The organism is Paenarthrobacter sp. NPDC018779, assembly GCF_044391085.1.
Classification (GTDB): Bacteria; Actinomycetota; Actinomycetes; order Actinomycetales; family Micrococcaceae; genus Arthrobacter.
Genome location: NZ_JBIRZS010000002.1, coordinates 69233 through 95735, shown reverse-complemented (window position 1 = coordinate 95735; position 26503 = coordinate 69233). Strand labels below are relative to the sequence as shown.

Sequence of the window (26503 nt, the reverse complement as noted above, 5' to 3'; positions counted from 1 at the left end):
AACGATATACCTGGCCACCGTGATGGACAATCATCCTTGAGGACTATCCGATCCGCTGTGCCAGGGCAACAATGATCCCCTCCGGACCGCGAACGTACGTCATCCGCCAGATGTCTTCATACTGGCCCACGCCACCCACCAGGCCGTACCCATCGGCCGCCAACCGCTCCAGGGCAGCATCCAGGTCATTGACTTCGAAAGCAACGTTGCGCAGGCCCAGCTCCGTGGACATCGCTGCGGGCGAACCCGGCTCATGGTCGGGGTGGGTGAAGCTGGACAGCTCCACGCCCGTACCGCCGTCGGGTGCACGCAGGGTGGCTATTTCGCTGCGGGAGTTCGGTATGCCGATCACGGTGTCAACGAACTCGCCCTCCATGTGCATCCGGCCCTCGACTTCGAGGCCCAGGCTTTCGAAGAACGCGATGGCTTTGTCGAGATCGGCCACCGTGATGCCGACGTGGTCGAAGTGCTTTACGAAAGACATGGTGCCAAGGCTAGCCCAGGCCGCGGCGAAGGGTAAGGGAGGAAGTGTGGAGCTAAGGAGATTCGAACTCCTGACTAAAACGCTAGATTACGCGGTTTCGTGGTAGGTCCGGGTATCTTTGGGTGTCAGAGAGTAGCAGGACGTGGCATTTCGCGTTGACTGCGGCAACACGATTCGGGGCACTGTTGCCAAGGTCAACGCGGGTCAACACACGAAAAAGCCCCCTGCAAACAGGGGGCCTCAGCGTGTCAAAAGGTGACCGATTTCAGTATCCTTTTGGCTCCAGGATGTGAATGCTGGCATTCCCGGCAACATTGACTGTCCCGGTGTGAGCTAGCCTAAGCTCTGTTCTGATGCGACCAAGGATAAACTCTGGCACCTCATCGAACATCTTGCGTTCCTCCACAAGCTCAGCCTCGTGCGAGACGCCAGCCAGCATGTCACGGTAGAACAGGTTGTTCGTTTCGATCTGCACCATGAGGCCAAGGTGCGTACGGTTCAAGTCTGCGGCGTTGAGCTTCATGATTCACCGTCCATGTCTTCGCGCGCCTCAATAAATGCCTGATCCATGATCTTGATGAATGCGCTCAGGTTATTACCGCCTAGTCCAGCGTGGGCGAGCATCTCCATGCCGGTCCCGTCGCCGTCCGTATCGAAGCCTAGTATCTTGTAGCCACGGAACAAGCACTCAATTAATTGCTCGCAGTCACTCATCGGATCACCCCCACTATGTAGAGCCCGCCCAGCAGCCCGTTGGCGAGGGCGAGTGCGAGGAATGACCAATGAAACGTGACCTTGGAGCCTGGGTTTTGTAGCAGCGACCGGACACCCCGCACAACCTCAAACACCTGATACGCCGCCACCACAAGCCACAGGGTCACGAACGCGGTCAATCTGTCACCACCCACCCCTCACCATGATTCACAACCAAACGCGCCGGAACATCCATCTGCGCTAGTTCAAACTGGCGGCGGGCTTCTTCCTCGGTGTCGTATTCAGTGAGCCCGCGGAAGTCGATCCCCCAACGAGCCTGGTTGAAGTCCTCAAGCCGTGGAGCGTCACCGATCATTCCGGCGTCGCAGTAGTCACCCAGTGCGTCCTGAAAACGGGCCATGGGCGCATCGGCGTTCTTCTGGCTGCACATCGGTTCTTCCATCAGGCTCATGCTTCCTCCCGCAGCGCCGCAACAACAGCGCGGGCGTAGTACTGGGATATGGCCTCGTTGTCGGGCATCCCCCACTCGCGTGATGCTGCACGAACTGCTTCTGCTGCTCGTTCTATCGCGGACTCACTGAACATCACGGAGTCAGCGGCATCAAGGGCGGCGGCAGTGATCTTGTCGTGACCGTCAGTATGACCATCTGGCCCATGCTCGATCATCGCGTCAAACACTGCCTCCCGCGCAACCTTCACACGGGCGCTCATGCTGCGGACTCCAACGCCGAAGTGAGGGCATGGCGTACGTTGCGGGCGTTGTAAATCATTCCCCAACCCTCGTCAGCAAGCGCATCTGACACATCCTCTGGAACCAACTTGGAGGACTTCACGAGATGTTCACCGCGGGCCTGCCATGACGCCGCGAGTTGCTCAACCGCCTCGACCGCGGCAATCAATTTGGCTTGGTTGTTGGGTGCGGTTGCGATGAACTCGGCAATGATGGGCATGGAGTTGCTACTGAGGATGTAGGGGCGGATGTCCGGGTGATGGTTGGCCTGGACTACTTGACCGCCGTTTACGCGGTATGGGGCGTGGAATAGTGCCGCTTCGAGCGGTTGCTTCATGGGCTGCAACAGGGCAGCAATAGGGGTGCTCATACCCTTAAGAATACCCTGCCATACCCGATCCGACTAGGTATAGCAGGGTATTCTCTGGCTGGTTTATGCGGTTACGAGTTCGCGTGCCCGGTATGTGGATGGGTGGCCTGAGTAGCGGGCTTGGATCACAGGGCACAAGCGACAGTCCAGGCAACCAGCAGCCAAAGCCTGATCATCAGTCAACGTCGCGGCACGGTCCATGAGTACCTGCTTAGTGACATTCAAATCACGCGCAACAGCAGCCAACGAACGGCCCTGCTTGCAAACCCCGGCAATCATGTCCAGAGGCAGCAGACGCTTAGCTGTCTCATACCTCACGGACATCTCAACCGCCTCAGTCTGCAACGTCGAATGCCCCCGCTCAATATGAATCTGCTCATGAACTATCTGACAGCGGATCGCAACCTCATCCAGACGGTCATCAAGGTAAATATCAACCCCATCCGTGCGCGACGGAACCCCATCAGGCATACGAACCTTGTACACAATCGCCATAAGGCAACCCCCAACCCCTTTTAGAACCCCCACTGCCAGCACTGTGCTAACGACTGGAATTAAGGGTAAGGGTTGCCTCCGACAGTTAAAGCCACAAGTGACCTAGTTCGCGTCAGGATCCTCTGTGGAAACAGAGTCGATGTACTCAGACTCAAGGTGCTCCGGGATATGCCCAGACGCCGCCATGCCATACAGATCCTTCGTGCCCAGATCCTTCGGCAACACAGCACCACCCAAACCAGCCTGCAACGTCTCTAGCCGCTCAGCCAGTGCACGCAGCAGCTCGGGAGTCGTGTACTGATCGAGGCCAGTCTTCGGCGCGGAGTCGAACGAATCAAGATCCTCCATGCGCACGTCTTCGGCCTTGACCTTCTCAGCAGCCTCAAGCTTCTCGTCAATCACCCCAGGCTTCCACTGAAGACCCTTCTCGATACGACGCAACGTGATCGCTGTTGGCCTGATCTTCCCGAACTCAAAATCGCGCATAGTCGCGTTCGAGCCCATGCCATTCTGCTGCGCAAACGGAACCCTACCAAGGCCAAGTTCCTCACGGCGCTGACGTGCGAGCTGGCCCAGCCGGCGCAACATTGCTTCCTCGCCGTACTGCCTACCCTGCTCCATAGCTTCTCCGGTTTCTAAAACGATGCTCATACGAATCAATGTCCCCCTACTAATCACGGTAATCAACACTCGGAAGTACCCGAATGTGCTCATTGTGGATACCCGTAAGTACTCGTTTTCGCTCATCCAAGTACTCGGTTCCACTCCCAGAACGTTCGCAAAAGAAGCGAGGTATCCACAACAAGTACCCGGAGTAGCTTAGGCGAAGTTTCTTGGTTTCTCGCGGTCAAATCGGGGTCGAATATACCTTCTAGTTTTGGGCCTACTTCCTTTAATTGGCGCGGTTTTCTGCCTCAAGTTACTTCGAGATACTTCGGATGGGGTTGACAGGATACTTCGCGGTACTACAAGATACTTCCATGAGCGAAGCACAGTGGGGCATTCGGGAGGCCCCCAAAACCACAGACCCCGAAGACGTCCGAGTAGGAGAAACCCTCAAGGCACTCCTGTTCCGCACCGAGGAAACCGAAGAAGGGTTCCTCATCCGCCGCCCAATCACACACGCAGAACTCGCCGGGCAGGTACGCACAGCACGCGCACCCCGCGGCGTATCTAGGGGCTACATCACCCAGCTCTGCAACGGCGAAAAGCACCTCACCAACGCGGTCCTCTACCAGATCGCCCGATACCTCGGAGTCAGCCCAATCGCGATCAAGCGCCCTGACCCTGAGATGCAGCAACAAGGGTTGCCGTTCGCGGCGTGAGCGATGTGCTCTACACCCTCGAAGAACTCTCCGCGATTCTCAAGGTTTCGCGGTCAACGATCTTCCGACTCAAGAAACGCGACAACTGGCCCCATCACAAGTTCGGTTCAGAAATCAGGTTCTCAGCCGAAGACATCGCAGCTATCAAAGCGATCTATCACCAACAACCCCAACCCGAGACGCCTAAGAGGGCGCCCCGGATCCCGAAAAGGAAATGAGCACATGAGCACTAGCAGCACGATCATTCACGAATGGCAAGACGCCCCGGAAGACGGACGCGGCGCCGACGAGTGGCCCTACCCAACTCGCTACAGCAAGTCACTGATCACTGGCGACCTCGCTAATAAGATCCGCGAACGCCTCGGAGTCGAAAGCCACGTGCCGGTGATGATCACCGAAGAAGTTGTCAGCGGCGGCTACTCCGAATACACGCAAGAGAACGACTACAACCACACCATCACGGTTGGTGAACACACGGTAGAGCTTCAAGGCTCCTACTGTGACAACGGCCTGAACAAGCTCATCAACTGGCTCGACTCGACGGAGGCAACAGCATGAGCAAGCACAGTTTTTCGGTACTCACCTCAGACATCCGCCGCAACCCCCAGCATCTTGCCGGGCCTGCAACAAGAAGCCGCCGAACGCACCAACTACCGCGGCAACGTCACCATCACCGAGAACGGCGCGGTCACCACGGTTACGGCGGTCGCAGCATGATCACCAACGCGCACATCATGTCCGAATACTTCAAGACAGGTCATGTCTTCGGTAGACACTCAACTCCGTTCAAGTTGGAGAACTTCGCGGACGAGTACAAGGGCTACATCACCCAAGGAACCATCCACCCAGGGACCGGCAAACACCGCCTCACACGCGACGACTACGTGCTGGCAGCGGGGCAGGCAGCATGAGCCAGAACGAAGCAGCCGCCGCGATCCGGGCCATGGCGAACATCCAACAACAAATAGACGTGTTCATGCGCGGCCAATCCACACCAGTCGATGTCCTCATGAACATCAGCCAAATCGTCGGCGCATACCAAATGGAGAAACTGTGAGCAACACACACCTCGACCAAGCCAAGAGCCGACTGCGCAACGGAACCCCCAACGAAGTAGCACGGGCTCAAGCAGAAGCCACGCTCGCACTTGCCTACGAGCAGCGCACAGCCAACCTCATCGCCTTCGAAAAGGGGCAATGGGAGTCGTGGAAAAACAACGAGCTGAACAAAGAGGGTCAAGAGCTTTGGACCAAGGCCGCTGACCAGATCGCTGCCCGGCTGGGCCTCGCATGACCCGCTTCTACCGCGAGCCGCGTGACTGGTCCTACTACGCAGGCCGCGAAGAAACCGAAGCCCAACAACAAGCCAAGTACGAAGACGACGCCGATTCCAGGCGCAAAGGAGAAGACCAATGAGCAACCTGCAAATTCACCGAACCAACCCGCTGAAACCTACAGTCGTGAAGCGCCACGGCGTCTGGTGTGCACGAGCCTACGACCCTAGCGGCAACTTCCAAATCAAAGGCGAACTGTCGCTCTCCGAGGCGTACAGCGTCGCACTCAATTTCGCCGCTGGTGACTATAGCAAGGCGCAACAATGAGCCGGGACCGTGAACCGATCCGCTGGAACTTCGACGCACTCGACACCCTCAAAGAAATCGGCGCCGGCATCCTCATCCTCATCATCATGCCGCTTTGCATCATCCCCATCGCCGCGGCCTTCGGGATCATGCGATGACCGTCCAAGCAGGGATCGAAACTGAGACGGACCTTGAGTTGTTGGTTGGCGAGTGCGAGCAACAAGCCTGCGAACACATTCAACACGGCATACCCGGCAGACGGCACAGCGGGAAAGCAACCCACTACTACCAACGCCCCATCACTAAGTAAGGAAAACCCGCCATGTCACGTCACCTCACCCCTGTTCCCGCGAATGACCTCATCCACAACGCATCCGTTTTCAACCGTGAACAACTCATGAACCACGTCAACGTCACCGAGCACGAACGCCGAGCCGAAGCCCGCTACCTCAACCGCCACGGCGCTGACGACCTCACCGCCATGATCCTCGGAGACGCAGCATGAGCATCTGGAAGTGGTTCAAGCGCAAGAAGCCACAACAACCAGCCTGGGACGGTCAGCACAAACTCAAGTACGTCCTGTTTGAACAGTTCTTCGGTAGCACGCCGCAGGACTACGTAAGCGGATGGATCTGGAAGTGCTCATGCGGCACCGGTACATCCCTGCCATTTCGATACAAGTACACCGAGGCGCAGGCGGCTCAAGAGTTCGTAGACCACGCACGGCTACATGCGGCGGTCCAACAATGACCCGCCTGCCTGACCCGTTGGACCCGGACCAAACCGGCGACTGGGCACAACCCCAAACCTTCCAACAATGCGGCAACCCCTCATGCGACTGCCAACCAAACACACAACCCCTTGAGCAAGGAGACATCGAGTAGCTATGACAGCCGCGATCACCGAACACCAGCAACAACAACCCGGCAACCTCCGCGTATACAACAACCTCATCCAAGGATCAGACGAATGGTTGCAAGCACGCTGCGGCATCCTCACAGCATCCGTCACCGGGCAATTCATCACCCAAGGAACCCCGGATGCGCTCACCCTGGACTGCCCCCGCTGCGAATCTCCAGCAGGGTCCGCGTGCATCAGCACCGCCCGCAAGGTTCCCACCCCTATCAAGACCGTTCACGACGAACGCACCTACGCAGCCAACGCGCTGCCCCCGGTCCTGAAAACCACGGCCAACGAATACACCCGCAACCTCACTCTCACCCTCGTTTCCGAGCGCATCACCGGCTACGTGGACCCAACTCCCATGTCCCGTGACATGGAACGCGGCACGTTGGATGAGCCCTACGCCCGCGACAAATACAGCGAACACCACGCCCCCGCACGCGAAGTCGGGTTCATGGTCCGCGAATACGACTGGGGAAGCATCGGATACTCCCCAGACGGCCTAGTGGGCGATGACGGGCTCATCGAAATCAAAGCCCCCAAACCCAAAAAACACCTCGCCACCATCCTGGCCGGCGAAGTCCCGCTAGAGCACATGGCCCAAATCCAAACCGGGTTGCTCGTCTCAGGCCGTGACTGGCTCGACTTCATTTCCTACAGCGGCGGAATGCCCCTCTGGACACGCCGCGTACACCCAGACCCGGTATGGCACGCCGCGATCCTCGAAGCCGCGCAAACCTTCGAAACCACTAGCGCCGCAATGATCGCCACCTACCAACAACTCACCAGCAACCTGCCCGCAACCGAACGCATCAACCACTACCTCGACCCGGAGATTTACTAATGGCAGGAGCAATGGGTTCCCACCATTCAGCACGAGCTGACACGGTGACTTGGCTTACCCCGCCACACGTTGTTTCGGCCCTCGGAGAGTTTGACCTCGATCCTTGTGCGGCTCCTGGTTGGGCAACAGCGAAACGCCACATCATCCAACCAAGATGCGGAATGATGTCCGACTGGCACGGGCGCATATGGCTCAACCCGCCTTACAAAACCAAGAAAGATGAGCCGTGCCCCGGCATGTGCCCACCTGGAACTCACGGCAACGATGCGTGGGACTGGCTGAACAAGCTGGCGGCGCACGGCCAAGGGACTGCTCTTATCTTCGCCCGCACCGAAACTGCCGGCTTTGTGGAGCAAGTCTGGAACAAAGCCACTGCGGTCAAGTTCCTGCATGGGCGTCTTCACTTCCACTACCCAGACGGCACCCGCGCCGCCGCCAACAGCGGAGCGCCTAGCGTTCTCGTTGCATACGGGCCAAACGACGCGGCACAACTAGCAACATCAGACCTAGACGGCACCTATCTACGAATCAGGGAGTAACCCATGGACATCACAGACACCGTTGCACCGAAGTCCGACCAGCAAAACTACGACGACTACCTCACCGGACCCCGCACTGTAACCATCAGTGGCGTCAAAGTCATCAAGGGAGAACAGCCTGTGCATATCGAGCTTGAAGAGTTCCCAGGCCGACCGTACAAGCCCAACAAGAGCATGAGACGCGTGCTCGTTCACGCTTGGGGTGACAAGTCTGCCGCGTACGTTGGTCGCAGCCTTACCCTCGTGGGGAACCCTGATGTCAGCTACGGCGGCAAGAAGGTAGGTGGAATCGAAATTGCAGCCATGTCCCACATTGACAAGCCTCTCTCGCTCGCACTGACCGAGACGCGCGGCAAGAAGAAAAGCTTTACCGTTCAGACCCTCGCAGCACCAGCACCCCGCCGCGACTGGCTCACCGAAGCAGCACAAGCAGGCGGCGACACGGACAACATCAAAGCCCTCTGGTACGCGGCGCAACAAGCGGGTGAACCCCAGGAAGTCCTTGACTCCATCCGCGCACATGCCTCGTGAACGCTGCAACTGCGGGAAAGTGAAGTCCTCCAACCTTCCCGCCGCACGCCTCCTACACGCCCGCATCTGGGCACGCAACGGCGGCAATCCAGCCACGTATTTCTATGAATGCCGGTTCGGTTTCTTCCACTGGACCAGCGACACCAAACAAACCCATTACAAGAAAGCAGCCTAACTAATGGCAATCCCCACCATCTCAGACATCGCCGGCATCATCTCAACCCCAGAACTCCGGTTCACCCAGTCAGGCAAGGCGGTCATGTCCGTTCGCCTCGCATTCAATGATTCCAAGTATGACGAGCAACAACAGAAATGGGTGAACTCCAAAACGTTCTACGTTGACGGGCAAGCCTGGGAACAGACCGCTGAACGTCTCGCGGATCAGCTTGCACAAGGCGATCAGGTCTACGTGGTCGGGCGGATCGAAACGCAGACATGGGAACGTGACGGAGAGAAGAAGTCCAAACCCGTCCTGAACCTCTCCACTGTTCGGAAGCTCGCCAAGAACGAAGGCGGACAGCAGCGCCAACAGCAGCAGCCGCGCACTCAGCAGGCCCCGCCGCAGGACGATCCTTGGGCCACGCCGGCAGCGCAATCGGGCGGCTGGGGCAACGGACCTGACACCGAACCAGCTTTCTAAGCCAACCATGCGGGCGCTGGAACCCACAACCGGCGCCCGCCCCGTCCAATGAGCAAGGCAACCACATGAGCATCCAAGCGCAACCCCGCTACACCGCAACACGACTCACACCCCGCAAGCCCGACAGCGAACACGCAACCTGCCACCGCTGCGGCATCACCTTCACCACCCGCCACCGCACCAAACAAGACCGCCAACACTGCCACGACTGCAAACCCTACATCAGGAAGGACTAACAATGGCCGGCTACCAATACCACGGAACAGAAACCCTCCAAGCGGCTCTCGAACGCAAACAACGACTCCAAAACGAGTTAGACGAAGCCCGCCAACTCCACAAAGAAGCACTCCGCATCCAAAAAGAAAACCAGCGGATTGAGCACCAGATCATTCAAACCCAGAACCGAACAGCCGCGCTCATAGAGAAACCACACCAAACACTCCGCCCCATCCAGGCGCTCCCCGAACCACGCTACGGCGGACACCAAGGCCTACTCGCCGCAGCAGCCGAAGCATCCGACTATGACCGCCGCAGAAGGATCGCGGCATGAGCGGATACCGATACCGGGGCAACAACTTCACTATCGAGCCACCCCAACCGCGCCGACAAAAAACCCCGCGAGCACCCAGCGAAGCTGTACCCAAACCCACCAAGCCCGCCCGAGCATTCACCACTCACTGCACACTCCCCCACTGCAACAACCCACACGAAGCCAAAGGCTACTGCCACAAGCACTACACCCGCCAACGCTTCCACGGCACAACAAACCCACGCCCACAACCCACCTACGAACAACGCTTCTGGAACAAAGTCAACAAAACCCCCGGCTGCTGGGAATGGACCGCCGCCCTCGGAGGCAAAGGCCAATACCCACAAATAGGCCACCCCACCCGCAAAACCATCTACGCCCACCGCCAAACCTGGGAATGGGCAAACGGCCCCATCCCCCAAGGCCAAACACTCGTACGCACCTGTGACAACAACCGCTGCGTAAACCCAGCACACCACCAACTCAGGCACCACTATTCAGAAAGCAAGGTAGCGGCATGAGCCCAGCGAAGCCACGCCCCATAGGCATCGACATAGCCGAAGCCGCGATATTCAAGCTGAACCCCGCAATGGCGCCGGCAGACCAGGAACATGGCTGGACACTCACCCAGGCAGAGCAACAGATAGACCACCTCACCGGCACCAAAGCGGAACTGCTCCAAGCCATTGCCTACCTCGCATGCCAAGTTCACGGATACAAGAAAGCCTCCAACCTTGACGCCACGCTAGCTATCGCCCAGGTAGAAACCATCGTCAAGAACTACCGGGAACGCAAATGAGCGCGGCGGCTGAACAAACGCAAAGGAGGCGGCGTGGCTGATAAGAGGGCGTTTGCTCAGTTTGATGTTGGCTATCTGGATAACCCGAAGATCATGGAAGTCTTCGATGCCTCCCCGTTGGCGATCTTCATGCACTTCGCGTCTGTGCTGTACTGCGCGCAGCACCTCACTGACGGGGTGATCACGTCCAAGCCCATGCAGCGGAAGGTTGGCGGTACTGACGCTGACACCAGCCTCTTGATCGAGTCCGGGTTGTGGCACCTCCCAGGGCATGAGTGCGCGTACTGCCCAGAAGTCGCTGAGGGCAAGGTGTATGTGCATGACTACACGGAGCATAACCGCACGTCTGAGGGTGTGAAGCGTGCTGCTGAGGCGGGGAAGAAGGGCGCGGCGGGTAGGTGGGGTAAGAATGCGACCCCCAATGCGAACCGCATGCGATCCGCATCCGAATCGCATAGCGATCCGCAATCCGATCCGCAATGCGATTCTGACGAAATCGCAATGGCTAGAGAGAGAGAAAGAGAGAGAGAAAGAGAGGAAGCTAAAGCTTCCTCATCGGAGCCTGAACGGCCCGACGTGGAGCACGTAATTGCGAGCTTCTCTCAGCTCTTGAAAGCCAACGACGTGAAGCACAACAAGCCGGGGAAAGCGTGGAAGGACTCGGCCCGGTTGCTGATCGACAAAGACGGGTACACGGTGGATCAGATCTTGTACGTGGCCCGGTATGCGACGGCGGATGAGTTCTGGAAGTCGAACATCTTGTCCTTGCCGAAGCTGCGGGAGAAGTTCGAGGCGTTGAAGATCAAAGCCCAGGCCGCGCACCGCCCACCCCAGCACATGGACCACAGTGCGCGGGCGAGGGCGAAGGAAGCTGACATGCTCGCCCGGTTGCGCACGACGGAAGACCAGCAAGCGTTTCTTGAGATTGAGGACTAAGCATGCAGTTGCAGGAAGTTATTTCGATGGTGCGGTGGATCAACGAGGGCGACCCGCGTGTTCCGTTCAATGATTCGTCGGTGGAGCAGTGGCATCACGCGCTCCGTTCGGTGGATGCTGCGGTTGCTAAGCAGGCGGTGTTGGAGCATGTGAAGATCAACGAGGGCATCCCTGTTTCGCCGGCTGCGATTAGCAAGCGGGCCGGGTATATCAAGACGGCGCGTGAGGCTGGTCAGCGTGCAATTGAGCCGCCACGTAACCGGGTTGCGCATCCGTTGTCGTGGCGGTCGAGGAACCCAGAGGAATGGGACCGGTTGTTCGAGGCAGGCCGTGAGCAGCGCAGGGCTGAACTGTTGGGCAGGGAGGCAGCGTGAGCAGGTCTAGGGCTAGTGCGAAGGCTGCGGGGTCAAGGTTTGAGCGGTTGGTGGCTGACTACCTCGCAGCTCATGTGTCAGATGCGATTGACCGTCGCGTGAAAACCGGGGCCGCGGATAAGGGCGACGTGGGCGGGGTCAGGGCTCACGGGCAGCGGGTCACGGTCGAATGCAAGGACGTGGCGAAGCTGAACCTTGGCGGCTGGGTTGCTGAGGCTGAGACTGAGCGTGTGAACGATGAAGCACTTGCGGGTGTCGTGGTTCATAAGCGTCGCGGGAAGGGTCAGCCTGGGGATCAGTACGTGACCATGACCCTCGCTGATCTGGCTTTCCTCCTGACCGGCAAAAGACCCGCGTAACCCCTATTTTTTGACCACCAAACTACCTTGAAATACCTATCTTGTGCGGGTATTTCAAGGTAGAATAGAAACCAGCAGGCGGGGGTTGAGCAGCCCCGCCCCAACCAGAACCGAGACACACAAATGAGCGGCTACAACCACCCAGTATTCGGCCCAGACCGGTACAACGCTGCAATGTCAGCCATTGCGGAACTGGCTAATGCCACGGCGGCTTTCAAGGAGCACTGCCACGGCTGGGCAGACTACGACAGCCCCACTGTCAGGGCACGCTACAACAGGGCGCGTGAGATTCGAGCCATGTACGCCGAATATGGCGAGTCCTATGACGCTCAATACACAACATCCAATGAAGGAATGTGAGCCATGAAAACTCGCAAGGGCTACACCCTAACCGCCGATCAGGCCCGACGCCGGCAGGAACTCGCGCACTACATCACCCCCGGACCCGGCTACCGCCGAGACATCAGGGGTGATCTGGCCTCTCTCGAATACGCAGAGAACAGCGCTCAGGTCGAGTGTTGGCTTGATCAGGCCGACTGCAAGACCTACGACTTTCGGTAGCCGGGCCATGATCCATCCTGAGCATCACTCCCTCCCGCACCTGCTCGAGCTCATCGACGGCCTGGATGAGGGCACTCAATGGGCGCTCGTCCGGGAACTCAAACTCACCGCACACACCATCGCCAAAGACAGGGAAAACGGGATATGAGCAAGTACCGAGTACCCATGGACGTTGTTGCAACGAACTACGTGGAAGTCGAAGCGGACGATTATGAATCCGCCATCGAAGCAGCCTACGCGCAAGGCACTCCTGGCCTTATGAACCTTGACCACACCTACCCGGATGTCAGCGATGCAGAAGTGCCGGACTGGTACACCGAGGAATACGCGAACGGCGACGGTGCAGCATGAAGCCCCAGCCCGCGTATCCGCCGCATCTGACCCGCAAACTCGGCACCCTCGCCACCACCAACCCACAACTACACGCAATCATCACCGGGAGGAAGAAACCATGAGCGCCATATCGCACCGGGCACCCAAAACGATCTACTGGGTTGACCTCGTAACGGTTGGCAAGCTCAAGTACCGGCAAAAAGGAGGCGGCAAGTACACCCGACGCGAGGACGCAGAAACGCAAATCCGTCACCTCGCAGCCCAGGGGATCGACGCAGTTCTGTTTGAAGGCGCAATCACATGGAGCGCAACCAATGTGTGAGGCGGCTCAGCAGCTTGCGCGTGCGCGTCACCAACTCGAACTCATGCGCGGCAACGGCGTATACGACATCCCCCAACTCGTAGCGACCCTCACCCACCAACCATGCGAACACGAAACCAGGAGCGAATAAGTGAGCAACAGGATCGACGCAGCGGCGAAAGCGTTACATGCTAAGAATCACCACCTATCTTCGTGGGATACAAGCAAGCTCCAAGATTACTGGCGGGGAGAATCGCAGGTAGCCCTCGCCGCCTCTGACTCAGTGATGTTCTCCGACGAAGCAGTGGAACGGGCCGAGAACGCTGTCTACTCGCTTGCGGCTATCAACGCCCCTGAGATAGTCCTCGCTGTTATCGCGGCGCTCAAGGGGGACGCGTGAGCCTTTACGAGCTGATTGACGCTGATGACCTCGTACTAGTCGCCCCGGACGGATACAAGCTTGCTGTAATGCAGATCCCATTCGCGCCAAAGTTCGCGATCACATGGTGGGTTGACGCGAACGGCAAGATGGGCAAGAGCGAGAGGAAAGCATGACGGTTACGCAGGCCCAGTTGGAGCGGGCGTTGACGGTGTTGGATCAGGTGGTTGCGTCCGTGAACATCGGGCGAGGCTCAATGACCGCATCGTACGGGCCGCGCATGGGTGGCGGGTCACAGGAGCACGCGCCCCTACCCGTTGACGTTGACCTCATCGACAAAAAGGTAGCCGCGCATCGATTCCTGATGGATCGGGCGCTCAAAGTCGCCATGGAAACCAACGCACCCTTGACCGGACGTGACCCGCACTCACTCACCAACTACCTGTTTACCCGCGCCGCCTGGATCGTCTCGCAACTCTGGGCAGACGACTTCCACCGAGGGCTCATCGCGCACGCTGACGGCATGGACGCAGCACGCGACCGGCTAGCCCCGAAAGTCCTACTAGGCCCATGCACCACCACCGGCTGCGAAACCGAACTTGAGGGCCGCGAAGGAGACGCCGAAGTGCGCTGCCACGTCTGCGGCTACGAATACTCCATCATCCACCTACGCCACCAACGAGTAACCCAAGCACTCGGCTACGACGGCACACCCCTACGCGCCGCGCAAGCCGTCCGCTACCTCAACAGCAAAGGCGTAAACGTCACCACCAAAGACGTTGAAAATTGGGTCAAATGGGGTCACCTCACCGCCACTGACACAGACGACAAAGGCCGGCGCCTGTTCAACCTCCAAGACATCTACACCCGAGCAGCAAGGAACAACGCATGAGAACCGTGACCATCAACTTCACTGGCGGTAAGTCATACTCGGTGAATATGCCCGAGGACAGCGCTAAGAGATTCATAGAAGCGCTCAAAGTGGAAGGCTACGGCAGCACTCACCTCACGGGCGATGACGGGCTTTCAGTGTTGATCAACCGGCAGCAGGTCACCTTCGTGGAGGTCGCATGAGCCAGGACGTCGTGAACCACCCGAAGCACTACACTGAGCATCCCAGCGGGATCGAGTGTATCCAGATCACAGAGCACATGGGGTTCAACCTCGGCAACGCGCTCAAGTACATTTGGCGGTGCGACCTCAAAAACGATGCCATAGAAGACCTCAAGAAGGCCCGATGGTATCTAGACCGAGAACTAGCCAAACGCGAGAAACTACTTCAAGATACCTAGTTGACAGGGTAGAACGAGGTAAGTTACCCTAGAAGCGGGGCAGAAGTGTCTCCACATGTTGCATCGCCGTGAGGTGACGCGGGGTTCACAAGCAGCAATCCCCTCAAAAGTGCCGCATAGCCAAAAGGCTCCAACCTTGTAACGCCAGACGATGAATAGGCTGGCCAAGGACGGGGCCTTTTGTTCGTCCTCCTACCTTGAGGCGGTCAGCATGGACAAGCGCGTAGTTACCGAAATGCTTGATTGCTCCCACAGGTGCGACCGTTGCGGATCACAAGCGTACGTCCTCGCCGTCCTTGACATAAGTGATGAGCAGCGACGTGCCGGTGTTGGTGATGAGTTGTTCATGTGCGCCCACCATTGGCGCGAACACCAACCCAAACTCGAACCACTCTGCGGGTTGATCGTAGACGAAACCCACCGCCTGTTCGAACACGTGCAGGACTCGCACTGGGTAGAAGGCCAAGAAGCATCCCACCCATCAACACGGAAATGAGCAAACCATGAGCCGTAAATTCACCTACGCCGACGTGCACAACTGGCGGGTAGTCAACAACCAGGGGAAGACGTTGCGCTACCCCAAGAGCCACGACAAGGCTGACAAGCTCATGAACGACTTCAAGGGCTTCGGAGACGCGACACGCTTCACCGGCCCCAACGCATACGCCGTACGCGTATAAGAATCGTGCAGGGTGGTGAAGCCTTACCGGTGCCGCTCATCACCGATGTGGTCAAGCTACGACGCTGCCACCCTGCACGTTAAACGCCCGTAACCCTGAGGGGCCGGGAAAATGGCACGGACCCCTATAAGGACCGGCCACCAACTGAATAGCCCCGCTTGAACATGAGCTTGCGGGGAGGGCTGCACTGTGGATCCCGTCTTGTCCGACGAGCGCAGGTTCGACTCCTGCCAGCCCACGCAGCGCAGACATCCGGACGGATGATCGAGCGCGCAAGAATCGACCTCCCGTCTCTGCCCTAGCGCAAACGGCATGGTGAATGACCTGTGAGGCTAGCAGGTATCGCACCACACTCAGTCACGGTAGTGGGTCTTCGGGACCGTGACAGCCCCGTTAGCCCAGAGGTAGAGGCACCGGACCACGTGAGCCGGAATAGGGCAGGTTCGATTCCTGCGCGGGGCACGAGGACAGCGAACACCGTCGGTCAAATACACGCAAACGCGGCGTGAGTCAGTACCTGTCCATCACCTTCACGTATTCATAGCGACAACAACATGAATACGAAACCCTTGAGCAAGGAGACGCCATGACCGCCTGCAAATACGCAACAGCAGCAGGCGCATCCCTCGGCTCCTGGGACAAACTCAGCTCACGAGAAGCAGCAGCACTATCCGGCGTCGGCAAGTCAACAGTCAACTCCCACCGCAACAACACATGCGGCTGCAACACTGACGCTGCGGAGACGGTCAGCGGCGAATCCGAAACCCACAACGCGGACGGATCCGCCAACTATGTACGCTATTCCCTACGTCCGTGGGGATATGAGGACTACCGCGAGTTCATCCGCTCCACTGGGCAAGACCCTGACAAAGTCACTTTCTCCTGGGGCTGGACATCCAACGCAACAGGATCCGGCTACTGGAACAAACTCAACCACGTGCGTCCAATCACGGAGGGCACTAACGGTGGTCCCGCATGGCCTGTCATTCAGCAAGCCAAACCCGTCAACATCGAACTCAAAACGAGGCCAGTCAACCCGCCACGCGAAATGAAACTCGCACTCAAAGGCGCAGACACCCAAATCGGCTACAGGCTCCTACCAGACGGCACCATGGACCCTTTCCACGATGCCGACGCAATGGAATGCTTCGTGCAAGCAGCCCTGCAATACCAGCCTGACAAGATCCAAATCCTAGGCGACTTCCTAGACCTCGCCTCACAAGGCAGGTTCGTCCAAGAAGCAGCGTTCGCGAACACCACACAAGCAGCCTTGGACACTGGTCATGAGTTCCTTGCCAAACTCCGTGCCGCCTGCCCCGATGCACAGATAATCGTCATCGAAGGCAACCATGATAAGCGCATGCAGAACTTCATCGAAGCCAACGCTATTGCTGCGTTCGGCCTCAAACGCGCCGGCCTCCCCGAATCATGGCCCGTCATGGCACTGCCCTACCTGCTGCGCCTGGATGAACTCAACGTCGAATACGTTGACGCCTACCCCGCCGCAACAGACTGGGACAACGACACCACCCGCAACATCCACGGCACCAAAGCAAACGCCAAAGGATCCACCACAGCCCAATACGTCCACGAACACCCACACCTCAACACGTGGGCAGGACACACGCATAGGGCTGAAATCACCTACCACTCAGTGATAGGCGCACGCGGTGAAGCCATTGAATCGTACTCAGCTAACCCCGGATGCCTCTGCCGGGTAGACGGTGCAGTGCCCAGTGTCCACGGTGCAATCGGATCAGACGGCAAACCCGCGCGCATCGTAGAGAACTGGCAACAAGGGTTCGGATTCAACTACTACAACGAAACCGAATCCTGGCCATTCGTCTACCGCATCCGCAACGGCGTCGCACTCATGGGCGGACTCGAACTCACAGCAGCATAGGAATGAGCGAACAGTGATCGTACTTTGGATTCTCCTTGCCCACCTCATAGGTGACTACCTCATCCAGTCAGACTGGATGGCTAACGAGAAGACAAAGAAGTGGTGGCCAGCCGTCGCGCACGGCATCACCTACACGATCCCCTACGCGCTCATCAACCTACTGCCTGACATGTGGGGTGCCGTATCAATACCCGCCCTGCTCGTCATCGGCGGCACACACATCATCATCGACCACTACCGCCTAGCTCGGCATGTCGCATGGCTCAAGAACCAAGCCGCACCAAAGGAGTACCGATCCGCATGGACTGACTGTAAAGGCACAGGCTACCCCGCGGACAAAGCACCATTCATGGCGGTATGGCTGATGATCATCGCAGACAACACCATGCACCTCATCATCAACGGCGCATCAATCATCTGGCTTTGATTCTCACATCATGCAATACGTGAGAAGATCCGTTGCCCTCGTTATCACTTAGGAGTATCCAGTGCGCATCTGTTCAGTGCGTGGATGTCCCGAGGTAACCGAGGCCAGCAAATGCGCCAAGCACACACGAGCCGCTGACAAAGCACGAGGCACAAGCAGTCAACGTGGTTACGGTGTGCAGCATCAACGCAAACGCACAACACTGGACATCCGCGTGCAAGCAGGACTCGTTGACTGTGCTAGGTGCGGGCAACGTATCAAGCGTGGCGAACCGTGGCACCTAGACCACGATGACCAAGACAGAGGCAGGTATAGAGGCGCCTCGCACGCCTTCTGCAACACCTCAGCAGGCGGACGCAAAGCACACGCCAACGACACCTGAACAGGCCCCCACAAAGGCACCCACACCCCCCAGGGGGAGGGACCTAGAAGGGGCAGTGCGTCAGACCGCCGGTGAGGTGAAAAGAGTCCGCGGAGGGTTCAAAACTTTCGGGGTGGCGCGATGCTGCTCTGTTTCTTACTGGCGCGATGCCTTGGAGGTTTGTCATGGATGTTGGCGTAACGATTGTGGTTTCGAAGGCTATTGCTGAGGGTTTGAAGTCGAATCCTGAGCATGTGCAGGAGTGCATTCGTGAGGCTGAGGCGTCTATGAATGTTGTGGCTTTGGAGCGTCGGCGGATTGTTGCTGCTATGCCTCGGTTGGTTGATGTTTGGGATTCTGTTCTTGGGCGTGATCTGGTTGAGTTGAGGTTTCAGGCGCCTACGAGGGCGGCGTAATGACTAGCGGTGGCGCGCGCGCTCGTTCTGGGCCTGCTCCTGATCCTGGTTCTGGTCGTTCTGCTGCTCGTGGTCTTGATTTTCAGGCGCTTCCTTCTGAGGGGTACAAGGGTCAGATTCCTGATTTTCCGTTGGATCCGATTGTGTTGTTTTCGGAGCATTTCGAGGACGGCGCGAAGGTCCGCGAGGTTGACCATGAGGCTTCTGCTGATTTTCATTCCCGTGAGGGTGTGGTTTGGGTTGAGGCTTGGCGTTCTCCGCAGGGTGCTGCGTGGGCGGTTGAGTCGTGGCGGTGGCCTGTTATTGGTGAGTATTGCCGGTTGAAGGTGGCTGTTGAGCTGGATCCTGGGGCGAATGCTGCTTTGGTTGGTCAGTTGCATCGTTATCGTGAGCAGATTGGTTTGACGCCGGCTGGTTTGCGGTTGAATGGCTGGCAGGTTGCTCGTGATGAGGTTGGGGCTCGCCGGGATGGTGAGTCTGTTCCTGGTGCTTCTTCTTCTGGTGGTCGTTTGTCGGCGCGTGAGCGCAGATTGAAGGCTGTTGGAGATGGTAGATGAGCCGCGTACTGCGTCTGAGGCGCTGAAATGGTGGCCTGGGCTTAGCCTTGACATTGTTCCGGAGTGGATTGAGCAGCATTGTGTTGTTCCTGATGGTGATTTTGATGCTGACGGGAATAAGCCGCCGTTTTTGTTGCGGGATTATCAGCTTTGCTTTGTGACGAACCATTATGCGGTTCATAAGAACGCTGAGCCGGGCATGAAGTCTTCGGCGTTTGTTCATCAGCTTTCTGTGTTGATTGATTCGCAGAAAAAGGGTAAGTCTCCGCTGGTTGCGGCGCTGATTTGTGTTGAGGCTGTTGGGCCGGCGTTGTTTACGGGTTTTGCTGTTGGTGGCGAGGTTTGGGATTGCGCTGAGCAGGGCTGTGGTTGCGGCTGGGTTTATGAGTACCGTCCGGGTGAGCCTATGGGGCGTAAGTGGACGGCGCCGTTGATTCAGATCACGGCTAACTCTGAGGCTCAGACTGGTAACACGTTTGATGCTTTGCGTCCGATGATTGATTACGGTCCTTTGTCGGTGCAGATTCCGCGTACTGGTGAAGAGGTGATTCGTCTTCCTGGTGGTAAGGCGAATCAGATTGTTCCGGTTACGTCTAAGGCTAAGTCTCGCTTGGGTGCGCGTGTTACGTGTGTGCCGTGGGATGAGGCTGGTTTGTTTGCGGATGCTTCTATGTGGGAAGTGTTTCGTACTCAGCGGCGTGGTTTGACTGCTATGGGTGGTCGCGGGTTTATCACGACGAACCCGGATGATCCGGCGACGGATAATGTGGTCAAGGACTTTTTGGAGAACCCTTCGCCGGGTGTTTATATCCAGTGGACGCCTCCCCCGTCGCGGTGGAAGTGGTCTAGTCAGGCTGACCGGCGCAAGATTTTGAAGTACAACTATTCGGACGCGCCGTGGGTTTTGATGAACCTTGAGGGTCTTGAGGAAGACATCAAACAGTCGATGCGGCGTGATCCTGCTGAGGCTGAACGGTTTTACGGGAATAGGCGTGTGCAGGGTTCTGGTGCGTGGCTGACTGAGACTCCTTGGGATTCTAAGAAGGCTGTTCGTGTGGTGCCTGATGGTACGCCGATTGTTTTGGCCGGCGACTTGTCGAATAACAATGACTGGACTGGTTTCCGTGCCATGACGGCTGATGGTTACCAGTTCACGCCGACTTATGGGCCTCATGGTGTGCCTACTGTTTGGCGTCCTAATGATAAGTCGTTGTTGATTCCGCGTGGTGAGGTTCGTGCTGCTTTTGATGAGTTGCAGGAGCGTTACACGGTGGTGCGGGCGTATTTTGATCCGGCTGGTTCGGCGCGTGGTATTTCTGCTGAGGCTGACGCTATGGAAGTTGTTGAGGATGACTCGTGGCGTTTGGAGTTGAAGCAGTGGCAGGCGCAGTACAAGGACGATGACGGTAAGCCGACTGTGTTTGCTTGGGAGACTTCGAGTGTTTCGAAGGTTCACCCGTTGCTTGAGGCGTTTAAGCAGGCCGTGAATGGCGATGAGTCCGAGTTCCGGCATGACGGTTGCGCGACGACGAAGATTCACGTTCTGAATGCGATTGTCCGGGCTCGTACTGGTCAGCGTTACATCATTGGCAAGCCGAACGAAAACCAGAAGATCGACCAAGCGATGTCTTCCATTCTCTGCTATGAGGCGTGGTCGGATGCGCTGGTTGCTGGTGATTTCGATATCGAAGAAACAGATTCACGTATGTTCGTGTTTAGTTAGGGGCTGAGAGTGGCTTTGGACACTGCGCAAGCGACTCTTGTTAAGTCCCTGACGGACAAGGCTGAGACGTTCGCCCGTATGGATGAGAAGTACGGGAAGTATTACGAGGGCACTCAGGTTCTTGAGCATATCGGGTTGGCTGTTCCTCCTGAGTTGCGGCGCTTTGAGACGATTATCAACTGGTCGCGGGTTGCTGTTGATTCGGTTGAGCAGCGTCTCCGGGTGAAGGATTTCATTCTTCCTGGCGAAAACACTGTTTCGGAGATTCTGCGTCAGCATTGGGACGCGAACAACCTTGATTCCGAGTCTGGTCTTTTGCATAAGGACACGCTCATTTACGGGCGCGGGTTTGTGTGTGTCGGGGTGAACCCGGAAGATCCTGAGCATCCGTTGATCACAGTTGAGTCTCCGCGCGAGCTATCCGTGATTGTGGATCCGCGGACACGGCGGGTTAGTTCAGCATTGCGCCTGTATGGTGGCACGGCTGAGGATCCGACACCTGTTTACGCGACCCTGTACGAGCCGAATCAGACGACTTGGTTGGTGAAGAACGGTGGCTCTTGGGACGTTGACCCGGACTACGCTCCTGACGTTCACAACCTGGGCCGTGTGCCTATCGTGATGTTCCTGAACCGGCGCCGTACTGGCGACTGGGCCGGCGTGTCCGAGATGAAGGACGTTATTGGCTTGGTTGACGCCGCTGCCCGTGCTGTGACTGATGGGCAGTTGGCGTTGGAGACTATCGCGGTCCCGAAACGGTACGTGTTGGGCATGACCAAGGGTGACTTTGTTGATGCTGATGGTAAGCCGTTGCCGGTTTGGCAGGCTTACTTTGGTTCGTTGTGGGCTAACGCTAACAAGGATGCTAAGGTTGGGCAGCTTGACGGCGCGGACATGAAGAACTTCCACGAAACCGTGAGCCATTACGCGCAGATGGTTGCGTCTGTGACTGGTCTGCCTACCCGTTATCTGGGGCAGACTTCGGTTAATCCTGCTGCTGAGGGCGCTATCCGGGCTGATGAGTCGCGGTTGGTGTTGAACGCTGAGGGTAAGGCTGCGTCTTGGGGTGACGGTTGGGCTTGGGTGATGGGTATCGCTGAGCGGTTCCGTACCGGGGTGTGGCCGTTGGCGAATCAGATCAAGACTGAATGGTTTGACGCTGGTACGCCTACGTTCTCTCAGAAGTCTGACGCGCTCACGAAGCTGTACGCGAACGGCCAAGGCGTTATGGCTCGCGAGTCCGTTCAGGATGAGCTTGGCTGGTCGCAGGCTAAGAAGGACCGTGACCGCGAGTACCGGGCTCTTGAGATGCAGGATCCGTATCTTGCTCAGGTTGCTTCTAAGGAGCCGGTGAATGTTGCAGACGGTTCCGGAGGCGGCGCTTAGCTACTCCGCTTTCCAGCGTGCGGAAATTGGTGCTGCTGTTTCCGCGGTTGCTCGGCAGTGGCGGCGTATGGGTTCGGATTTTGATTCGTCGTATGCTCGTATCGAGCCGGCGTTGTTGGCTGTGTTGTTCACGGCTCAGGAGCGTGTTGCTGATGGGGCATTGGGTTATGTGCCTGACGTTCTTGGCGATGCTGCTCCTGAGCCTGTGTACGCTTCTGCGGGTTCCCGGTTTGTGGGCGTGGCTGGTGATGGGTTACCGGTTGCGTCTCTGGCGTATGGGGCTGTTATCCAGGCTAAGGCTGCTGTTGCGCAGGGCATGGATGTTGCAGTGGCGCTTGCAAGAGGTGGGCAGCATCTAACGCTGGCTTCGGGGACATTGCTTTCTGATACTGGGCGGGCCGCTGAGAAGGTTTCTGGCGGGGCTCACCGGTTGAAGAAGTGGACTCGCATGCTGAACCCGCCGTCTTGTGGACGGTGTGTGATCCTTGCGGGTAAGACGTTCTGGCAGTCTGAGGCGTTTGACCGGCACCCTGGTTGTGATTGCCGGAACGTGCCGTCAACTGAGGACACTGGCGATGACGCTAGGACGGATCCGAAAGCGTACCTTGACAGCCTTTCGGAGGCGGAGCAGGACCGCATCCTTGGTTCTAAGGCGAACGGTCAGGCGTTCCGTGATGGTGCGGACATGAACCAGTTGATCAACGCATACCGCAAGGCTGGTGCTGTTAGGCCGGCGCAGATCCACGGGCAGCACATCAAGTACACCACTGAGGGCACAACGCGCCGCGGTCATGCCTACTGGCAGATGCAGCAAGCGCAGTACATCAAAGAGCAAGGCGTGACCCGCAACGGTTCGAAGTACAGGCAGCTCAAAGCGCCCCGGCTGATGCCCGAAACGATTTATTCCACGGCTAAGGATCCTGCTGACGCTAAGCGGCTCCTGAAACTGTACGGCTGGATTGTCTAGCCGATCTTATTCTTCCCCTTGGCGCGATGCTCTGGGGTTTTTCCATCCGCGACGGAGGACAAACACATGTCGGAAGCGACAACCACTGAGGCCACGGCTACTACCGAGGCTGAACCTACTACCACCCAGGAACTTGGCGACGGCGGTATCAAGGCACTGCAAGCGGAGCGCGATGCCCGCAAAGCTGCTGAGAAAGCCAACGCTGACCTTGCCGCGAAGCTGAAAGCGTTCGAGGACGCGAAGCTGTCTGACCTTGAGAAGGCTCAGAATGCGGCGAACGAATCCGCTGCGGAACTCGCGAAGCTGCGCAGCGAGAACATCCGCAACACGGTAGCCCTGAGCAAGGGTGTGCCTGCGGATCTGGTTGAGTTCCTGACCGGCGACACGGAAGAAGCTGTAGCCGCGAAGGCTGATCTTCTGTTGGCCCGGTTGAACGCGCCGACATCCCCCAGGCCTGATCCTTCGCAGGGTCCGAAGGGCGATCCGGCGTTGGGCAGTGATCCACTGCTTGACGCACTCAAAAACAAGCTCGGCATCCAGTAAGGGTGCCTTTCCTCTTTTAGGAGACTGTTATGGCGATCACCGCCGCAACTAAGCTTTCCGATTTTTCCGGTTTCATTGACCGTGAGAAGTCGGCGGCTATTTTCGATCAGGCTGCGAAGACCTCTGTGGTTCAGCAGCTCGCCCCGCGTGTTCCGCTCGGCGCTTCTGGCAAGTCCATCCCGGTTGTTACTGGGAAGATGTCTGCCGGCTGGGTTGCGGAAGGTGCACAGAAGCCTGCTTCTAAGGGTGCCCTTGCGCTCAAGACGATGGATCCGAAGAAGATTGCCGCTATCGCGGTTGTCTCTGAGGAAGTCCTTCGTGCGAACCCTGGCGGTTACATTGATCTGATTCGTCCGCAGATCGCTGAGGCGTTCGCTGTGGCGTTCGACGCCGCCGCGATGTACGGCACGGCTTCCCCGTTCGCTACGAACCTTGCTACGGGTTCCAGCACTCAGGAGTTCACGGGCACCGCGCCGGCTTTCACTGCCGTGTATGACGACCTGAACGCGGGGCTGTCTACGCTGGTGAACGCGGGCAAGAAGCTGACCGGCTGGGCTTTCGATAACCGGTTCGAGCCTGTTCTGAACGGCGCTAAGGACACTGCGGGTCGTCCGCTGTTCACTGAGGCCCCGTTCACGGAGACGGCTGGCCCGGTTCGTCAGGGTCGCCTCCTGGGTCGTCAGGCGTTCATCGGTGACGGTGTTTACGATTCCACGACCAAGACGTACGGTTTCGCTGGTGACTGGTCGCAGTCCGCTTGGGGTGTTGTTGGTGGCATCTCCTACCGTGTGTCCACTGAGGCTACGGTGACGATCAACGGCGAGCTTGTTTCTCTGTTTGAGAACAACCTTGTTGCGATCCTGGCTGAGGCTGAGTACGGCTGGCTGGTCAACGATCCGGCGTCGTTCGTGAAGTTCCAGAACGCTTCCTAACCGAGAGGGGCAAGCCTTATGGCTGCACGTCGTAATTCCGCGCCGCGTCCGGAGGTAACTCCGGTGGAGGAATCGCCGGTAGTCCTGACATCTGATGTCAAGGAAGAAGCCGCGCCGGTAGCTGAGGGTTACACGGTGGTCATCGGGCCGTCTGGGATTCCCTCGACGGTGCCTGATGGGATCGTGGCGGCTCTGGTCGATTCTGGTTACAAGGTCAAGTAAGGGGGTGTGCGGTCATGGCGTATGCGACTGTGGCTGATGTTGAGGTGCGTTTTGGCCGCACACTTACCGGGCCTGAGTCTGCGCAGGTTACTGCGTGGATTGATGATCTTGAGTCTGAGATTCTTGAACGGATCCCGACGCTACCAATTCTGATACTTGCGGGGCGTCCTACTGTTGGGACGTTGAAGCGGGTTGTGTGCGGTGCGATCATCCGCACGTTGCTGAACCCGCGGGGATTGAAGTCCCGTACTGAGTCGATTGATGACTATTCGGTGACTGAGCAGCCTTGGGTTGAGACTGACGCTGTTGGTTCACCTACCCTGTCGGATGATGATTGGTCGAAGTTGTTGCCGGGCGCTTCTGGTGATGCGTTCACGATTACTCCGTATGGTGCGGCGTGAGCGCGGGCGAGGTGTTGTCTCGTGGCCGTGTGGCGGCTGAACGGTTGATGCTTGATCAGTGCACTATTACGCGCCCTGGTGAGCCCACTACGGATCCTGATACGGGAGAGGTCACTAACGGCAGCGCGGCGGTTTATTCGGGTAAGTGCAAGGTGCAGTCGAAGGATTCGAGCACGTCTTCGCCGGAGGCTGGTGGTCATTCGTTCACGGTGGTTTCGCGTCAGGTCCATATCCCGGCTGGTTCGGCTGATGTGCGTGATGATGACGTGATCATAGTGACAGCGGCGCAACTGTCTCAGCTTGTGGGGCGGGTGTACAGGGTGGATGGGTTCACGCCTGATTCGTTTGACACGGCGTTCCGTTTGCCGGTCAAGGAGGTGACGAGCTGATGGATGGTCTTGAGGAAGTCCGTAGGTTGTCGCAGAACCTTGGCAAGATCGCTGGGTCTGCGCTTGAGGATGTTGATGCGGTCCTTAAGAAGGGCGCTCAGAACATCAAGACTGAGATGGTTGCGGACGTTAGCGCGTCGGAGCATTTCAAGGGCATGGCTGGTGCGATCAGTTACGACTCGCATTATTCTCCTGGTGTTGCGCGGTATGTGATTGGGCCTGATAAGGGCCGGCGCGGTGGTTCGTTGGGCAATATCTATTACTTCGGTACTAGCCGTGGTGGTGGTAGTGGCGATATTGATAAGCCGCTGCGCCGCGAGGAACCCCGGACAATCTCGCAGCTTGAGCGTTTGACTGCTAGGTGGGCTGATCAACTGTGACTGGTGATGCGCTTGCTACTGGCTTTGAGGCTCTGATGACTGGGTTCACTGTCCACAAGGACAAAGTGCCGGCGAGCCCAACTTATCCCTACGTTCTTGTGCGTACGAATTTTCCGACTGTTGCTGATCGCGCGAACTCGCGTGCTGTGTTGTCGCGGCATTTGCGTTCTCGGACTACGGTTGTGGGGCTCACTGCGGC

At 57.8% G+C, this 26503-nt stretch carries 53 protein-coding genes and 1 tRNA gene; 45 read left to right on the top strand and 9 right to left on the bottom strand.

What is annotated here, in order from left to right; translation table 11 throughout:
• Positions 1-43: 43 nt before the first annotated feature.
• The 8 genes from ACH488_RS02765 to ACH488_RS02730 all read right to left on the bottom strand — a co-directional run bounded on the left by ACH488_RS02765 (position 44) and on the right by ACH488_RS02730 (position 3444).
• The gene (locus ACH488_RS02765; protein ID WP_397322108.1) at positions 44-484 is read right to left on the bottom strand and encodes a VOC family protein; all 441 of its coding nucleotides are present in this window, start codon (positions 482-484) and stop codon (positions 44-46) included.
• Between the two features lie 265 nt (positions 485-749).
• On the bottom strand, positions 750-1007 hold the full coding sequence (locus tag ACH488_RS02760; protein WP_397322106.1) for a hypothetical protein: 258 nt from the start codon (positions 1005-1007) through the stop codon (positions 750-752).
• Positions 1004-1198, bottom strand: a complete 195-nt coding sequence (locus tag ACH488_RS02755; RefSeq protein WP_397322104.1) for a hypothetical protein — start codon at positions 1196-1198, stop codon at positions 1004-1006. The genes ACH488_RS02760 and ACH488_RS02755 overlap by 4 nt, the downstream gene beginning before the upstream one ends.
• Positions 1199-1373: 175 nt before the next feature.
• On the bottom strand, positions 1374-1649 hold the full coding sequence (locus ACH488_RS02750; protein ID WP_397322103.1) for a hypothetical protein: 276 nt from the start codon (positions 1647-1649) through the stop codon (positions 1374-1376).
• Positions 1646-1909: a hypothetical protein gene (locus ACH488_RS02745; protein ID WP_397322101.1), complete on the bottom strand. Its 264-nt coding sequence runs from the start codon at positions 1907-1909 to the stop codon at positions 1646-1648. Before ACH488_RS02745 ends, ACH488_RS02750 begins: the two co-directional genes overlap by 4 nt.
• Positions 1906-2298, bottom strand: a complete 393-nt coding sequence (locus tag ACH488_RS02740; protein WP_397322099.1) for a hypothetical protein — start codon at positions 2296-2298, stop codon at positions 1906-1908. The genes ACH488_RS02745 and ACH488_RS02740 overlap by 4 nt, the downstream gene beginning before the upstream one ends.
• Before the next feature lie 63 nt (positions 2299-2361).
• Entirely contained in the window at positions 2362-2793 is a 432-nt protein-coding gene (locus tag ACH488_RS02735; protein ID WP_397322098.1) for a hypothetical protein, read from the bottom strand.
• Positions 2794-2895: 102 nt separating this feature from the next.
• The gene (locus ACH488_RS02730) at positions 2896-3444 is read right to left on the bottom strand and encodes a hypothetical protein (protein ID WP_397322097.1); all 549 of its coding nucleotides are present in this window, start codon (positions 3442-3444) and stop codon (positions 2896-2898) included.
• Positions 3445-3773: 329 nt separating this feature from the next.
• Between ACH488_RS02730 and ACH488_RS02725 the strand changes: the two genes are divergently transcribed.
• From ACH488_RS02725 to ACH488_RS02575, 31 genes are all read left to right on the top strand, one after another.
• Complete coding sequence (locus ACH488_RS02725; RefSeq protein WP_397322096.1) at positions 3774-4118, top strand: helix-turn-helix domain-containing protein; 345 nt, start codon at positions 3774-3776, stop codon at positions 4116-4118.
• Positions 4115-4336, top strand: coding sequence for a helix-turn-helix domain-containing protein (locus ACH488_RS02720; protein ID WP_397322095.1), 222 nt, complete (start codon positions 4115-4117; stop codon positions 4334-4336). The genes ACH488_RS02725 and ACH488_RS02720 overlap by 4 nt, the downstream gene beginning before the upstream one ends.
• A gap of 4 nt (positions 4337-4340) precedes the next feature.
• Entirely contained in the window at positions 4341-4676 is a 336-nt protein-coding gene (locus ACH488_RS02715; protein ID WP_397322093.1) for a hypothetical protein, read from the top strand.
• Between the two features lie 155 nt (positions 4677-4831).
• Positions 4832-5029: a hypothetical protein gene (locus ACH488_RS02710; RefSeq protein ID WP_397322092.1), complete on the top strand. Its 198-nt coding sequence runs from the start codon at positions 4832-4834 to the stop codon at positions 5027-5029.
• The gene (locus tag ACH488_RS02705) at positions 5026-5175 is read left to right on the top strand and encodes a hypothetical protein (protein ID WP_397322090.1); all 150 of its coding nucleotides are present in this window, start codon (positions 5026-5028) and stop codon (positions 5173-5175) included. The genes ACH488_RS02710 and ACH488_RS02705 overlap by 4 nt, the downstream gene beginning before the upstream one ends.
• Complete coding sequence (locus ACH488_RS02700; protein ID WP_397322089.1) at positions 5172-5411, top strand: hypothetical protein; 240 nt, start codon at positions 5172-5174, stop codon at positions 5409-5411. The genes ACH488_RS02705 and ACH488_RS02700 overlap by 4 nt, the downstream gene beginning before the upstream one ends.
• On the top strand, positions 5408-5533 hold the full coding sequence (locus tag ACH488_RS02695) for a hypothetical protein (protein WP_397322088.1): 126 nt from the start codon (positions 5408-5410) through the stop codon (positions 5531-5533). The genes ACH488_RS02700 and ACH488_RS02695 overlap by 4 nt, the downstream gene beginning before the upstream one ends.
• On the top strand, positions 5530-5718 hold the full coding sequence (locus ACH488_RS02690) for a hypothetical protein (protein WP_397322087.1): 189 nt from the start codon (positions 5530-5532) through the stop codon (positions 5716-5718). Before ACH488_RS02695 ends, ACH488_RS02690 begins: the two co-directional genes overlap by 4 nt.
• Positions 5715-5855 carry a hypothetical protein gene (locus ACH488_RS02685; RefSeq protein ID WP_397322086.1) on the top strand — a complete coding sequence of 47 codons (141 nt, stop codon included), beginning with the start codon at positions 5715-5717 and terminating at the stop codon, positions 5853-5855. Before ACH488_RS02690 ends, ACH488_RS02685 begins: the two co-directional genes overlap by 4 nt.
• Positions 5856-6019: 164 nt before the next feature.
• Positions 6020-6202 carry a hypothetical protein gene (locus tag ACH488_RS02680; protein ID WP_397322085.1) on the top strand — a complete coding sequence of 61 codons (183 nt, stop codon included), beginning with the start codon at positions 6020-6022 and terminating at the stop codon, positions 6200-6202.
• On the top strand, positions 6199-6447 hold the full coding sequence (locus ACH488_RS02675; RefSeq protein WP_397322084.1) for a hypothetical protein: 249 nt from the start codon (positions 6199-6201) through the stop codon (positions 6445-6447). Before ACH488_RS02680 ends, ACH488_RS02675 begins: the two co-directional genes overlap by 4 nt.
• Positions 6448-6583: 136 nt before the next feature.
• Positions 6584-7444, top strand: coding sequence for a YqaJ viral recombinase family protein (locus tag ACH488_RS02670; protein ID WP_397322083.1), 861 nt, complete (start codon positions 6584-6586; stop codon positions 7442-7444).
• Positions 7444-7983 carry a DNA N-6-adenine-methyltransferase gene (locus ACH488_RS02665; protein ID WP_397322081.1) on the top strand — a complete coding sequence of 180 codons (540 nt, stop codon included), beginning with the start codon at positions 7444-7446 and terminating at the stop codon, positions 7981-7983. Before ACH488_RS02670 ends, ACH488_RS02665 begins: the two co-directional genes overlap by 1 nt.
• Before the next feature lie 3 nt (positions 7984-7986).
• Positions 7987-8514 carry a hypothetical protein gene (locus ACH488_RS02660; RefSeq protein WP_397322080.1) on the top strand — a complete coding sequence of 176 codons (528 nt, stop codon included), beginning with the start codon at positions 7987-7989 and terminating at the stop codon, positions 8512-8514.
• A 178-nt stretch (positions 8515-8692) separates the two neighbouring features.
• Entirely contained in the window at positions 8693-9154 is a 462-nt protein-coding gene (locus tag ACH488_RS02655) for a single-stranded DNA-binding protein (RefSeq protein WP_397322078.1), read from the top strand.
• A gap of 65 nt (positions 9155-9219) precedes the next feature.
• Positions 9220-9390 carry a hypothetical protein gene (locus ACH488_RS02650; protein ID WP_397322077.1) on the top strand — a complete coding sequence of 57 codons (171 nt, stop codon included), beginning with the start codon at positions 9220-9222 and terminating at the stop codon, positions 9388-9390.
• A gap of 2 nt (positions 9391-9392) precedes the next feature.
• Positions 9393-9704, top strand: a complete 312-nt coding sequence (locus ACH488_RS02645; RefSeq protein WP_397322076.1) for a hypothetical protein — start codon at positions 9393-9395, stop codon at positions 9702-9704.
• A gap of 496 nt (positions 9705-10200) precedes the next feature.
• Positions 10201-10482 carry a hypothetical protein gene (locus ACH488_RS02640; RefSeq protein WP_397322075.1) on the top strand — a complete coding sequence of 94 codons (282 nt, stop codon included), beginning with the start codon at positions 10201-10203 and terminating at the stop codon, positions 10480-10482.
• Between the two features lie 33 nt (positions 10483-10515).
• The gene (locus ACH488_RS02635) at positions 10516-11418 is read left to right on the top strand and encodes a hypothetical protein (RefSeq protein WP_397322074.1); all 903 of its coding nucleotides are present in this window, start codon (positions 10516-10518) and stop codon (positions 11416-11418) included.
• Positions 11419-11420: 2 nt separating this feature from the next.
• Positions 11421-11792: a hypothetical protein gene (locus ACH488_RS02630; RefSeq protein ID WP_397322072.1), complete on the top strand. Its 372-nt coding sequence runs from the start codon at positions 11421-11423 to the stop codon at positions 11790-11792.
• Between the two features lie 50 nt (positions 11793-11842).
• The gene (locus ACH488_RS02625; protein WP_397322071.1) at positions 11843-12151 is read left to right on the top strand and encodes a hypothetical protein; all 309 of its coding nucleotides are present in this window, start codon (positions 11843-11845) and stop codon (positions 12149-12151) included.
• Between the two features lie 123 nt (positions 12152-12274).
• A complete protein-coding gene (locus ACH488_RS02620) occupies positions 12275-12511 on the top strand; it encodes a hypothetical protein (protein ID WP_397322069.1) in 237 nt (78 codons plus the stop codon).
• Between the two features lie 3 nt (positions 12512-12514).
• Complete coding sequence (locus tag ACH488_RS02615; RefSeq protein WP_397322068.1) at positions 12515-12712, top strand: hypothetical protein; 198 nt, start codon at positions 12515-12517, stop codon at positions 12710-12712.
• A gap of 7 nt (positions 12713-12719) precedes the next feature.
• Positions 12720-12860 (top strand): hypothetical protein, encoded by a 141-nt coding sequence (locus ACH488_RS02610; protein ID WP_397322067.1) that lies wholly within the window; start codon positions 12720-12722, stop codon positions 12858-12860.
• Positions 12857-13063, top strand: a complete 207-nt coding sequence (locus ACH488_RS02605) for a hypothetical protein (protein WP_397322066.1) — start codon at positions 12857-12859, stop codon at positions 13061-13063. Before ACH488_RS02610 ends, ACH488_RS02605 begins: the two co-directional genes overlap by 4 nt.
• A gap of 100 nt (positions 13064-13163) precedes the next feature.
• Positions 13164-13367 carry a hypothetical protein gene (locus ACH488_RS02600; protein ID WP_397322065.1) on the top strand — a complete coding sequence of 68 codons (204 nt, stop codon included), beginning with the start codon at positions 13164-13166 and terminating at the stop codon, positions 13365-13367.
• A gap of 130 nt (positions 13368-13497) precedes the next feature.
• Positions 13498-13746 (top strand): hypothetical protein, encoded by a 249-nt coding sequence (locus tag ACH488_RS02595; RefSeq protein WP_397322064.1) that lies wholly within the window; start codon positions 13498-13500, stop codon positions 13744-13746.
• A complete protein-coding gene (locus ACH488_RS02590) occupies positions 13743-13901 on the top strand; it encodes a hypothetical protein (RefSeq protein ID WP_397322062.1) in 159 nt (52 codons plus the stop codon). Before ACH488_RS02595 ends, ACH488_RS02590 begins: the two co-directional genes overlap by 4 nt.
• The gene (locus tag ACH488_RS02585) at positions 13898-14617 is read left to right on the top strand and encodes a hypothetical protein (RefSeq protein ID WP_397322061.1); all 720 of its coding nucleotides are present in this window, start codon (positions 13898-13900) and stop codon (positions 14615-14617) included. The genes ACH488_RS02590 and ACH488_RS02585 overlap by 4 nt, the downstream gene beginning before the upstream one ends.
• The gene (locus ACH488_RS02580; protein WP_397322060.1) at positions 14614-14799 is read left to right on the top strand and encodes a hypothetical protein; all 186 of its coding nucleotides are present in this window, start codon (positions 14614-14616) and stop codon (positions 14797-14799) included. Before ACH488_RS02585 ends, ACH488_RS02580 begins: the two co-directional genes overlap by 4 nt.
• The gene (locus ACH488_RS02575; RefSeq protein WP_397322058.1) at positions 14796-15017 is read left to right on the top strand and encodes a DUF3310 domain-containing protein; all 222 of its coding nucleotides are present in this window, start codon (positions 14796-14798) and stop codon (positions 15015-15017) included. Before ACH488_RS02580 ends, ACH488_RS02575 begins: the two co-directional genes overlap by 4 nt.
• Positions 15018-15288: 271 nt before the next feature.
• Here the strand turns inward: ACH488_RS02575 and ACH488_RS02570 are convergent, their stop codons facing one another.
• The gene (locus ACH488_RS02570) at positions 15289-15483 is read right to left on the bottom strand and encodes a hypothetical protein (RefSeq protein ID WP_397322057.1); all 195 of its coding nucleotides are present in this window, start codon (positions 15481-15483) and stop codon (positions 15289-15291) included.
• A gap of 37 nt (positions 15484-15520) precedes the next feature.
• On the opposite strand from ACH488_RS02570, the gene ACH488_RS02565 reads away from it, so the two are divergent.
• The 14 genes from ACH488_RS02565 to ACH488_RS02500 all read left to right on the top strand — a co-directional run bounded on the left by ACH488_RS02565 (position 15521) and on the right by ACH488_RS02500 (position 26304).
• Entirely contained in the window at positions 15521-15697 is a 177-nt protein-coding gene (locus ACH488_RS02565) for a hypothetical protein (RefSeq protein ID WP_397322056.1), read from the top strand.
• 387 nt (positions 15698-16084) lie between these two features.
• Positions 16085-16159 (top strand) — tRNA-Thr (locus ACH488_RS02560).
• A gap of 124 nt (positions 16160-16283) precedes the next feature.
• On the top strand, positions 16284-17600 hold the full coding sequence (locus tag ACH488_RS02555; RefSeq protein ID WP_397322055.1) for a hypothetical protein: 1317 nt from the start codon (positions 16284-16286) through the stop codon (positions 17598-17600).
• 13 nt (positions 17601-17613) lie between these two features.
• Positions 17614-18027, top strand: coding sequence for a DUF3307 domain-containing protein (locus tag ACH488_RS02550; protein WP_397322054.1), 414 nt, complete (start codon positions 17614-17616; stop codon positions 18025-18027).
• 776 nt (positions 18028-18803) lie between these two features.
• On the top strand, positions 18804-19361 hold the full coding sequence (locus ACH488_RS02545; RefSeq protein WP_397322052.1) for a hypothetical protein: 558 nt from the start codon (positions 18804-18806) through the stop codon (positions 19359-19361).
• Entirely contained in the window at positions 19351-21084 is a 1734-nt protein-coding gene (locus ACH488_RS02540) for a hypothetical protein (RefSeq protein ID WP_397322051.1), read from the top strand. The genes ACH488_RS02545 and ACH488_RS02540 overlap by 11 nt, the downstream gene beginning before the upstream one ends.
• 9 nt (positions 21085-21093) lie before the next feature.
• Positions 21094-22470: a phage portal protein gene (locus ACH488_RS02535; protein WP_397322049.1), complete on the top strand. Its 1377-nt coding sequence runs from the start codon at positions 21094-21096 to the stop codon at positions 22468-22470.
• Positions 22439-23437, top strand: a complete 999-nt coding sequence (locus ACH488_RS02530) for a hypothetical protein (protein ID WP_397322047.1) — start codon at positions 22439-22441, stop codon at positions 23435-23437. Before ACH488_RS02535 ends, ACH488_RS02530 begins: the two co-directional genes overlap by 32 nt.
• A 66-nt stretch (positions 23438-23503) precedes the next feature.
• Positions 23504-23980: a DUF4355 domain-containing protein gene (locus tag ACH488_RS02525; RefSeq protein ID WP_397322046.1), complete on the top strand. Its 477-nt coding sequence runs from the start codon at positions 23504-23506 to the stop codon at positions 23978-23980.
• Between the two features lie 29 nt (positions 23981-24009).
• Positions 24010-24912, top strand: a complete 903-nt coding sequence (locus tag ACH488_RS02520) for a phage major capsid protein (protein ID WP_397322045.1) — start codon at positions 24010-24012, stop codon at positions 24910-24912.
• 18 nt (positions 24913-24930) lie between these two features.
• Positions 24931-25134 (top strand): hypothetical protein, encoded by a 204-nt coding sequence (locus ACH488_RS02515; RefSeq protein WP_397322044.1) that lies wholly within the window; start codon positions 24931-24933, stop codon positions 25132-25134.
• Between the two features lie 14 nt (positions 25135-25148).
• Positions 25149-25535: a hypothetical protein gene (locus ACH488_RS02510; protein WP_397322043.1), complete on the top strand. Its 387-nt coding sequence runs from the start codon at positions 25149-25151 to the stop codon at positions 25533-25535.
• Positions 25532-25924 carry a DUF6093 family protein gene (locus ACH488_RS02505; RefSeq protein ID WP_397322042.1) on the top strand — a complete coding sequence of 131 codons (393 nt, stop codon included), beginning with the start codon at positions 25532-25534 and terminating at the stop codon, positions 25922-25924. Before ACH488_RS02510 ends, ACH488_RS02505 begins: the two co-directional genes overlap by 4 nt.
• A complete protein-coding gene (locus tag ACH488_RS02500) occupies positions 25924-26304 on the top strand; it encodes a hypothetical protein (protein WP_397322041.1) in 381 nt (126 codons plus the stop codon). Before ACH488_RS02505 ends, ACH488_RS02500 begins: the two co-directional genes overlap by 1 nt.
• Positions 26305-26503 lie beyond the last annotated feature (199 nt).